Genomic DNA, 9113 nt, shown 5'->3' with positions numbered 1-9113 from the left:
ATTCCGGTTTTAGCTGATAAATCTTTCTGTGTCATATTCTGCTGCACTCTTGCATCAATCATCGCCTGGATAATATCATATTCCGGTTGCAATGCATCATATTCTGCCTTTACCTCCGGATTTTGCAATGCTCTTTTCTTATAATCTTTATAGCTACTCATTGCCATACCTCCGTTCATAATCTGCTTTATACTTCTTTGCCAGTTCTTTTTCTGCCTTTGGTGTTTTCAGCGATTTCTTTATAAATCCATTAGTCAGCACCGCCTTCTTTCCTACAATAAAAAAATACAGTACTCTTGTAATATCTGATCCCTGCTTGGTACAAAGCTCAAATATTCCATTTTCCAATAGTTTTGAATATGGCTCACGAAGCAATGGACCGTTCATTTCCAGTAAGTTAATTGTCCGCAATGTTTTTGCCAGCAACTTAGGCTCCAGGGAATCTAATAGTTCCTGCACAGGGCATCTTCCATCTTCTTATCATATAAAATGATCTCGTACATTAGTATGCTCCTTCCTCTTTATAATCAAATTATGTCGTATTCAACATATTGTCAAGGCAATTCCAAACAATTTTTCATCCTAAAAAATCAATTTTAAAGTACCAGTAAATTTGTCACTTTTTTAAAAACTTACAAATTTAACGTTTTGAATCCATATTTTAAAAAATCAGCGTAGTCTGATATCCTTTTATTTACTCATTTTAAGCCTTTTAAAATCAAAACGAAAAAGATTAACCAAATTGGATCCACCAACTAGGCTAGTCTTCTTTTATTGTCTCTTCATGAATAATCCAGGTTTTATATAGCATTTCATCTTCTTTTAATTAATGATGACGTTTATGTAATTGAATCAAAACTTGTTGCATATGAATAATATGACAATAGGACAGAGTTTATTATGTTTATTTACACGTTTCACAATAATACGTATTGTATATGCACGTATTATTTAATATACTATTTAAAAAGGAGGCAAACAATATGTTGTCAATTTATCCAGCTTGTTTCTTTGAAGAAGAAAATCATTATTCAGTTATTTTTCCAGACTTCAATTACCTTTCCACTTGCGGAGATTCTCTACAAGACGCAATGGAAATGGCCATAGATTGTCTAGCCGGTGCATTGTTCAGCGCAAAACTAGACAATGAAGATATTCCAATTCCTTCAAAGGTAGAAGAAATTGATCCAACTCAAATCGCATCTGAACTTGAATTCGAATTTAAACAATCTTTTGTCACCCTTGTATCTGTTGATGTTGAAGAATATGCGAAAACTCATTTCAATAAAGCCATCAAAAAAACATTAACCATACCCGAATGGTTAAACAAAGAAGCTATGAGCAAGAAAATCAATTTTTCGCAAGTTCTTCAAGAAGCATTGATTGCCAAATTACACTCCAATTAAAATACCAACAAGCCCCATACCTTCTATAGATATGGGGCTTTAAACTATTCCTTTTTACCCGGATTACAAATGATGATACTACCAGCACCATCCAGATAAGGTCGCAAAAGAATGGATATTTTGAATACAGAAGTTGCTATTCACAGATATTTTCGTTTTCACTTCTTAATCAACTTACTATCATTCTTATACTTCTCAAATACTCCTTTTGGATTTTGATTCCAAAATGAGTTAATATCAAATTGATTGTTTATTAAAACCTGTTTGAGATTCTTACATTTTGCTAAATCACTCTTATACTCACTATTCGATTTACTTTTCATGAGCTCCCTTACATTTGTGATATTACAACTACGCACTAACTCATCCTCTAGATTTTTCACTTCAGGAATAATAATCACCTTTTTCACATTAGACTGTTTCTTTAAGAAACGAAGATTGTAGTCTAATATATCCGTTTCATCTTTATCTGTATCAAACACCAAAATGACAATCGTTCCAGGTTTTAATTTCATTAAAATGTTTTTGTTCAATTTATTCTGAATGACATTAAATACATCCACTTTACCAGCTTGTATACATTGAAAATCTGTTTTTAATGTATTAATAACGGCACGTTCCCCTTCACCTTCAACAAAGAAATGATAAATATTTTTAGACATGGCAATGGCTCCTAATCTTACAAATCTTCAATTTCATATAATAAATCTAAATTTGGTGAAACCGAAAACAAGTCATTATCAACCGCATTTCTCAATGAATCCGTACTCTTCTTTAGATAATCAGCCGCATTTATTACCTTAATGACTTGGTCATCTTCAAACATTTCTTTCTTTAAGAAGTTAAAGCTATGCTTAGGAAGAGGCAAATCCAATATATCTAAATTATGTGTTGTAAAGAACAACTGACTATTAGGCTTCAACAAAGAAATCATTAATGATAAAAAGCCTTTTTCAATGTCTGAATGTACATACGAAAACTTTTCATCACAATAATAAAAACTATGTTTATCCGATTTTATAGAAGCTACAATTCCTGCAATATCAAGACCTGATTTTGTACCACTAGACAACATAGACGGATTTAATATCTTACCATCTTTTATAAGGATCTCTTCCTTTCCCATCTGAATCGCATAAGTATCTTCAAGTTCATTTAATTTAATAATACCCTTAATTGCAGGATCTAACACTTTTAAAGTATGATTCAACACTCTCAAATATTCTTCACTCTCTTCAATACGATATCTCGTTTCAAAGAACGCATCAAACGGAAATGAAAATAACCATGATAAATTCTTTAATTTTTCTAATTCCATAATGTAATTCGCATCTGTAAAACCCGTCATAATTGAATCTAATCTTTTTGCACAAGTCTCATAATTTTCTCTTTGTTTAATATCAGTCGACTCAATTCGAATCTTAATATTCTCAGAAGAATAATCATGATTTTCACTCGGATCAAACTCTGCATTTATTCTATACAACTTGTAAATATCATGATCCATATTCACAAAATCCATCGAAAAAGAAGCTTTTTTATCTTTATCCGCAATATACGACGTAATAATTTCTACATTTCTTTTTCCAATCAAAATAAATATAGAAAGAATCAACCGACCTAAAGACGTCTTTCCAGTCGCATTTGAACCCATAATAATATTTACTTTCTTATAGCGAAAATTAGGTAATCCTTCCAAATGCTCATTTTCAATATATGAATTTACAATCTTTTTGGGATAGGAAAAATTCACATGAAAATCTCTAAACGCACATAAATTATCCAATTTTAAATCCATGACGACCATATTTCTCAACCTCTCTTTATTTATATTACTTCTACTTATTAGAACTAATATCAGTATATACTTAAATCTCATTTTTCTCAACCAGAAAAGAAAAACCCCCACATCTTCTATAGATATGGGGCTTTAAACTATTCCTTTTTACCCGAATTACAGATAATGATTCTACCAACATCCTCAAACTTTTCAAAGCTATTCAATCAAAGCACTCTTTAATTTCATAGTTAATAGTTCCATGACCATCTTTGATTTCAACTCTAGCCATGGCACCATTTACTACATACATATGCGGATACGTATGACCAATATCCATCTTAAATACAACATCTATATCAGGTAGTGCCTTTTTAAAAGCCTCTTCATATCCAATTAAATCCGAAACATTCTTAAATAGTACACGGCCTACCAATATAGCCTTTGTATATTTAAAATACCCCATATACTTCATCTTCAATAAAGCCCGATACACATCACATGAATTCATTGAAAAAATATCAAAGAACCAAATAATCCCATCCTCTTTATAACGTTCATTAAACTTTTCTACAAAATCATAAGGCGTACCCGCCATATCATTAATACTCTCAAAACAACCACCAAGTAATCTTCCTTTAACACTACAACTACCCACATATTCTGTCTTTGTGTTAAGTATAGGAGCACCATCATTATAAAAATCAACATCCTGATGCATAGAACTCGAATGAAGTTCACTATTCTTACCCTTTAAAAAATCAAGACACAAACTTGAATACTCATTAATACCATATTCATCAAAGCTACCCGCATTAAAACCATACACCGTAGCCAAATCACACTTACAAGTTATGGGAAACAATAAATTTGTAGGATCACTCGCACCCAAGTACCACTTTGGATTCTTTTCAATCAAATCAAAATCAATATACGGCAACGTCTCAAACTGAAAGTCACCCCCAGCAGCCAACCATACAGCTCCAATACTCGAATCATTCACCAATGCATTTAATTCATCAACACGAGTCTTGGCATCACAACTTGGTTCACTCTCATTACGAACACTAGCAGTTTCAACAATATGAAAACCAAACGACTGAATATAATCCATCGACTCATCAAAACTATCTAGCTTATGCCCAACACCACTCGACATAGCACAAACACCAATTGTATTATTATTCTCATTTAAAAACTTAGGATATTTCATACACAATAAACCTCCATACCCATTATAAAGGAAAAACGACAAGACACAAAGCCCTGCCGCATTCCCATAGTTTTAAGATAGAAAGGAAGTTTTATGTATTAGCACTTAATACACCTTTATTATAATCCCTATACAACCATTTGTCTTTGTACTTTTTAGTGAATTTGTATTTAAATTCAGTTACAAACCAAAATCTTTCAATACTAAACACTGCTTCTAGTATAGATTCTCTAAACGAACATCAAAAAGAAAATCGCCTTCACAAAGTGAATCATAAAGAAACACATTGATTGCAGTATTAAAATCAACACCCAATTCACCATATTGTTTTAAAATATCACTATCTACACAAATATTGAAACTTGTTGTATCATACACAGATACCAGTTCCTGGCTTTCTTATTTTTGTATCAACACTAATTTTTGCTGATAGCAAAGCAAGCAAATAGCCTTGACCTTAACAATATATTGTGTATAATACGTTTGAAGGTAGAAATACCAAAAGCGGTGTACCCTACCAAAACCAAGTGGGAGCGAAAAAAGCGGTCAATCCTTTCTAGGGTTGACCATTTCTTTATTTAGGAGTAGTTATGGGAAATAAAAAAATAATAGGATTGTTTTAATTAGAATTTCAATGGAATATACTAACTTTTTACGTAATACTATTGATTCTAAAGTTCCTTTAGAGCATATGGGCAGTGATAATCTTCCTAGACCTTTTATCGGTATCTTGATCATGAACAATTTACATCAGTTTGTTATCCCATTAACATCACCCAAGCTAAAACATTCTAGAATGAGAAATAGTTTAGATTTTCATAAAATCAATGGCGGAGAATATGGCGCTATCAATTTTAACAATATGTTTCCAATAATAAATGATAGTAGAATTTATGAAGTAATTAATACTGAACTTTCTTCAGATTGTTCAGAAACAGAATTACAATATAGAAACTTAATCAGAAACCAATTGACTTGGTTAAATTTAAGTCATAACAAAGCTTTAGTACTAAGAAAAGCGGAAAATTTATATAACATGTATACATCTGGAAAATTAGACACAAAAATCAAAAAAAGATGTTGTAATTTCATAAAATTGGAAGACGAATATATGAATTACCAATTATAAATTTATAATAACCTGGTATATTCTTTGATGTTATATTGCAAACTAGGATGAGAGTTTTGTGTTTTCACCTTTGTTTAATTCAATGGTTGTGGAATGTATAGTTTTCCATTCTATAAAAAGTATGGAAGATACATTATTTCAATTCTACTGTTCAAGAAAGAAGAGTTTACATAGGAACCTGTTCTTGAGAACAAATCAAACGGAAGGTGATTGGAACCGTCAACCTGGATCCGGGCTAAAAACAATGGGGACTCGGTAAGATGTTCAGACTCACACCAATCAAATTTAGAGCATTTGCTCTTTTTTTATTCCATTTCGACAGTCTCAAGCTAGCGTTTCTTCATTATCTTAAATATATTTATTCTCAATGCATGCTCACTCTTTCAATACCTTTAACGCTTCCTCTACATCAGAGTATCGTTTTACAAAAGGATCGTACACAATACGTTCAGCCTCCAACATAGCTGCCATTGTTTCCTTGTTCAAATCAAAAGGAAAACCACCAACACAGAGTGACTTATTAAGAAACACATTGATTGCAGTATTCAAATCAACACCTAATTCACCATACATGGCTTCACATTGTTTTAAAATATCACTATCTACACAAATATTGAAACTTGTTGTATTAACCATAATATTAGCTCCTTTACATTTAAATTTTCATTAAATTATGCTATGCAATTAAGACAAAGGTGATACTATACTACCCTTTTGCCTTTCTTAACCCATAAGATATCTCTGCACTCTTTATAGAATCACTTAATGCAACATCTCTTATATATACATCTCTTAAGTTATTATGTACTGCAATGTTCTTATATCGAACATATCGATTGTTTGAATCTGTAGTTGTAAATGCTAGAAACTTCTTATTGATTATTTCTAACGGACGCAAATTATGCGCTGTGAAAATCAATTGCCCCTTAGCTTGTTCACTCATCAACTTTATGATTTCACCAAACAAATATTCATGTATACCACAATCCAAATCATCAATCGCAACGACAACTGAAGTATTATTGAAAACCTCAATCAAAGGTTGTAGTATCAATACAATTCTTTTTACACCATCCGACTCATACTTAAATGGTATGTTATTTAAAACCAATTCTACACGATATCCAACAGAACTATCCCTCATCAATTCCTTTCCAAGCACTTGTACACCCATTGTAAGATTAGGCACCAAATAAGGAAGAACTCGATTCATACTTTCAATTTTTCTCTTGTAAACATCCAAAGCACTTTTAGAAAGAACCATTGAATCATCTATACAACCCTTTGATTTCACGACAAACAATTCATAATTCGCAAAATCAACCAAACTCTCTAAAATATACACATGACGCAAGAACTCTTCATCTTTACATTCGTTACTTCTATTTCGAACAACCTCCAAAAACTCACTTGAAAAAATAAATGATCGATATTCCTTATAAGCCAATTTTTTAATCACCATGACATTCAATTCATTCTCTTTTGAAGAACCAATCAAAGACTTATATTTGGATACAGGACTAAAAGTAGGTGAATTAGAAGTATCTATTAATTTAGACTTTACAACTCTTGCTTCACCATACACATACCCATATGAAAGAATTTCATCATATATGGATGTTCTATTCAATTTAAACGAATACTCAATCTCACTATGCCTTCCCTTCTCATCCATAGTAAACTGCACTACAATTCTAGAATACTCTGCATCTACATGAATCAAATTCGAAAAGTCCGATGGAACACTTTGACCACTTATTATCGTCTTAACTAAATCCAATACATCAATCAAAGCTGTTTTACCAGAACCATTCTGTCCATACAAACCTAGCATGGAATTCTTAAAATCCAATTTGGCTCTTTTTATATTCTTAAAATTATATATCTCAATCCTACTCAATCTTTTCATAAATTAATAATATTACATTTTTCATACATTTTGTACTATATTTCAATCATTTTAAACCGTTTATGCAACAAAAAAGAGTAGGCGCGCATTCCTACTCTTTATGCATCCTCTATTAAGTCGCGATTTAAGAGAATAAATTGACGGATTATTTCTCACAGAAATATTATAGAGAGAAATAGTTCTATGTGCGAAACCGCTTTCACAAAACCAATAGTATTATATATCAATTTTGTTTATCATGTTTGCACAAATTAGTAATCTGTTTATATTTTTTGTTCAGAATCATAAATGATCAAAGCCATGAAAACTAGATCTTCATCTTGTTCATTCAAAATACTATGACCCTTACCACTAGGTGTAAAATAATGTTCACCAGGTTTTAAATATAAAGTTCTCTCATGATTATCATCAAGAGTTGCCACTCCAGAAAGTACGAAATAATCTTCGCCATCTCCATTATGCACATGATAACCAACACTACAACCCTTTTTTAAAGTGACCTTGGCATACACACGATTCATACCATGCATCTCTTCAGCACTCATGATATGTTCAAAATGCGCAATACCAGTACCACCCATAAAGTTTTCTTTATCTACAACTACCATTTTCTATACCCCTAGATCAAAGAATTATCTTTGAAATAATTGATCTTCATACTTGACTTTACTTCATCCAAAGTCTTTTCAGCCGTTGCGTAAGCCTTCTTAGTACCCTCTTCTAGAATCTTAACTACTTCAGGAAGCTTAGCCTGCCATTCCAATCTTCTTTCACGAATTGGACGCAACTCTTCTTGCATAACACTATTTAAGAAACGTTTTACTTTCACATCCCCTAAACCACCACGCTGATAGTGGGCTTTTAATGCATCCAAGTTTTCATATTCCGGCAAATACTTTTCGAAATGCTCTGGCTTACAGAACGCATCCAAATATGTAAATACACAATTACCCTCAATCTTACCAGGATCACTCACCTTAATATGATCAGGATCTGTATACATACTCATAACTTTCTTCTTGATTGTCTCTTCATCATCTGATAAATAAATACAGTTACCCAAAGACTTAGACATCTTCGCCTTACCATCTGTACCCGGAAGTCTTAAACAAGCACAATTTTGTGGCAATAAAATCTTAGGCTCTACTAAAGTCTCCCCATAGATTGAATTGAATTTATGAACGATTTCCTGTGTCTGTTCAATCATAGGCATCTGATCTTCTCCAGCAGGAACCGTTGTAGCCTTAAATGCCGTAATATCAGCCGCCTGTGAAATTGGATAACACTGGAAGCCAACAGGAATACTCGCATCAAATCCACGCATCTTAATTTCAGCCTTTACTGTTGGATTTCTTTGAAGACGACTAACAGAAACTAAGTTCATGTAGTAAAATGTCAATTCAGTTAATTGACTGATTTCAGACTGAATAAAAATCGTTGTCTTACTCGGATCAATACCACAAGCCAAATAATCCAAAGCCACCTCTAAAATGTTTTCACGCACCTTATCCGGATTATCAAAATTATCTGTCAATGCCTGTGCATCCGCAATCATAATATAAATTTCATCATATTCTCCAGAATTCTGTAAAAGAACACGATTTCTTAAGGAACCCACATAATGTCCAATATGCAATTTACCAGTTGGACGATCCCCCGTTAAAATAATCTTAGCCATT

The 9113-nt window shown here is 32.4% G+C and carries 11 protein-coding genes; 2 read left to right on the top strand and 9 right to left on the bottom strand.

Annotated elements, in window-relative coordinates; translation table 11 throughout:
• Nucleotides 1-153: 153 nt before the first annotated feature.
• Nucleotides 154-459: a type II toxin-antitoxin system RelE/ParE family toxin gene (locus tag Q0F04_RS06020; RefSeq protein WP_295751291.1), complete on the bottom strand. Its 306-nt coding sequence runs from the start codon at nucleotides 457-459 to the stop codon at nucleotides 154-156.
• A gap of 524 nt (nucleotides 460-983) precedes the next feature.
• Between Q0F04_RS06020 and Q0F04_RS06015 the strand changes: the two genes are divergently transcribed.
• On the top strand, nucleotides 984-1406 hold the full coding sequence (locus Q0F04_RS06015; RefSeq protein WP_295751288.1) for a type II toxin-antitoxin system HicB family antitoxin: 423 nt from the start codon (nucleotides 984-986) through the stop codon (nucleotides 1404-1406).
• 158 nt (nucleotides 1407-1564) lie between these two features.
• Here the strand turns inward: Q0F04_RS06015 and Q0F04_RS06010 are convergent, their stop codons facing one another.
• From Q0F04_RS06010 to Q0F04_RS05995, 4 genes are all read right to left on the bottom strand, one after another.
• Nucleotides 1565-2068 (bottom strand): hypothetical protein, encoded by a 504-nt coding sequence (locus tag Q0F04_RS06010; protein WP_295751286.1) that lies wholly within the window; start codon nucleotides 2066-2068, stop codon nucleotides 1565-1567.
• A 17-nt stretch (nucleotides 2069-2085) separates the two neighbouring features.
• Complete coding sequence (locus Q0F04_RS06005) at nucleotides 2086-3213, bottom strand: AAA family ATPase (RefSeq protein ID WP_295751283.1); 1128 nt, start codon at nucleotides 3211-3213, stop codon at nucleotides 2086-2088.
• Nucleotides 3214-3406: 193 nt separating this feature from the next.
• Nucleotides 3407-4396 carry a S66 peptidase family protein gene (locus Q0F04_RS06000; protein WP_295751281.1) on the bottom strand — a complete coding sequence of 330 codons (990 nt, stop codon included), beginning with the start codon at nucleotides 4394-4396 and terminating at the stop codon, nucleotides 3407-3409.
• 216 nt (nucleotides 4397-4612) lie between these two features.
• A complete protein-coding gene (locus tag Q0F04_RS05995) occupies nucleotides 4613-4774 on the bottom strand; it encodes a hypothetical protein (protein WP_295751278.1) in 162 nt (53 codons plus the stop codon).
• A gap of 235 nt (nucleotides 4775-5009) precedes the next feature.
• Between Q0F04_RS05995 and Q0F04_RS05990 the strand changes: the two genes are divergently transcribed.
• Nucleotides 5010-5525, top strand: a complete 516-nt coding sequence (locus Q0F04_RS05990) for a type III toxin-antitoxin system ToxN/AbiQ family toxin (RefSeq protein WP_366510375.1) — start codon at nucleotides 5010-5012, stop codon at nucleotides 5523-5525.
• A 375-nt stretch (nucleotides 5526-5900) separates the two neighbouring features.
• Here the strand turns inward: Q0F04_RS05990 and Q0F04_RS05985 are convergent, their stop codons facing one another.
• The 4 genes from Q0F04_RS05985 to trpS all read right to left on the bottom strand — a co-directional run bounded on the left by Q0F04_RS05985 (nucleotide 5901) and on the right by trpS (nucleotide 9112).
• Nucleotides 5901-6161, bottom strand: coding sequence for a type II toxin-antitoxin system antitoxin, RelB/DinJ family (locus Q0F04_RS05985; protein WP_295564361.1), 261 nt, complete (start codon nucleotides 6159-6161; stop codon nucleotides 5901-5903).
• 70 nt (nucleotides 6162-6231) lie between these two features.
• The gene (locus Q0F04_RS05980) at nucleotides 6232-7434 is read right to left on the bottom strand and encodes an AAA family ATPase (protein ID WP_295751276.1); all 1203 of its coding nucleotides are present in this window, start codon (nucleotides 7432-7434) and stop codon (nucleotides 6232-6234) included.
• Between the two features lie 263 nt (nucleotides 7435-7697).
• Complete coding sequence (locus tag Q0F04_RS05975; RefSeq protein WP_295751273.1) at nucleotides 7698-8042, bottom strand: cupin domain-containing protein; 345 nt, start codon at nucleotides 8040-8042, stop codon at nucleotides 7698-7700.
• Between the two features lie 11 nt (nucleotides 8043-8053).
• On the bottom strand, nucleotides 8054-9112 hold the full coding sequence (gene trpS / locus Q0F04_RS05970) for a tryptophan--tRNA ligase (protein ID WP_295564364.1): 1059 nt from the start codon (nucleotides 9110-9112) through the stop codon (nucleotides 8054-8056).
• Nucleotide 9113: the final 1 nt, after the last annotated feature.

The sequence above is a fragment of the uncultured Holdemanella sp. genome, from assembly GCF_934772795.1.
GTDB lineage: Bacteria > Bacillota_I > Bacilli_A > Erysipelotrichales > Erysipelotrichaceae > Holdemanella.
Note: the sequence above shows the minus strand (reverse complement) of the source record. Positions and strands in the feature narration are given on the sequence as shown.

What these genes read in the sequence shown, in the direction of transcription:
- Q0F04_RS06005 (WP_295751283.1), bottom strand. Translation starts at nt 3,213, where the DNA reads ATGGTCGTCATGGATTTAAAATTGGATAATTTATGTGCGTTTAGAGAT.
- trpS (WP_295564364.1), bottom strand. Translation starts at nt 9,112, where the DNA reads ATGGCTAAGATTATTTTAACGGGGGATCGTCCAACTGGTAAATTGCAT.
- Q0F04_RS06000 (WP_295751281.1), bottom strand. Translation starts at nt 4,396, where the DNA reads ATGAAATATCCTAAGTTTTTAAATGAGAATAATAATACAATTGGTGTT.
- Q0F04_RS05980 (WP_295751276.1), bottom strand. Translation starts at nt 7,434, where the DNA reads ATGAAAAGATTGAGTAGGATTGAGATATATAATTTTAAGAATATAAAA.
- Q0F04_RS06015 (WP_295751288.1), top strand. Translation starts at nt 984, where the DNA reads ATGTTGTCAATTTATCCAGCTTGTTTCTTTGAAGAAGAAAATCATTAT.
- Q0F04_RS06010 (WP_295751286.1), bottom strand. Translation starts at nt 2,068, where the DNA reads ATGTCTAAAAATATTTATCATTTCTTTGTTGAAGGTGAAGGGGAACGT.
- Q0F04_RS05975 (WP_295751273.1), bottom strand. Translation starts at nt 8,042, where the DNA reads ATGGTAGTTGTAGATAAAGAAAACTTTATGGGTGGTACTGGTATTGCG.
- Q0F04_RS05985 (WP_295564361.1), bottom strand. Translation starts at nt 6,161, where the DNA reads ATGGTTAATACAACAAGTTTCAATATTTGTGTAGATAGTGATATTTTA.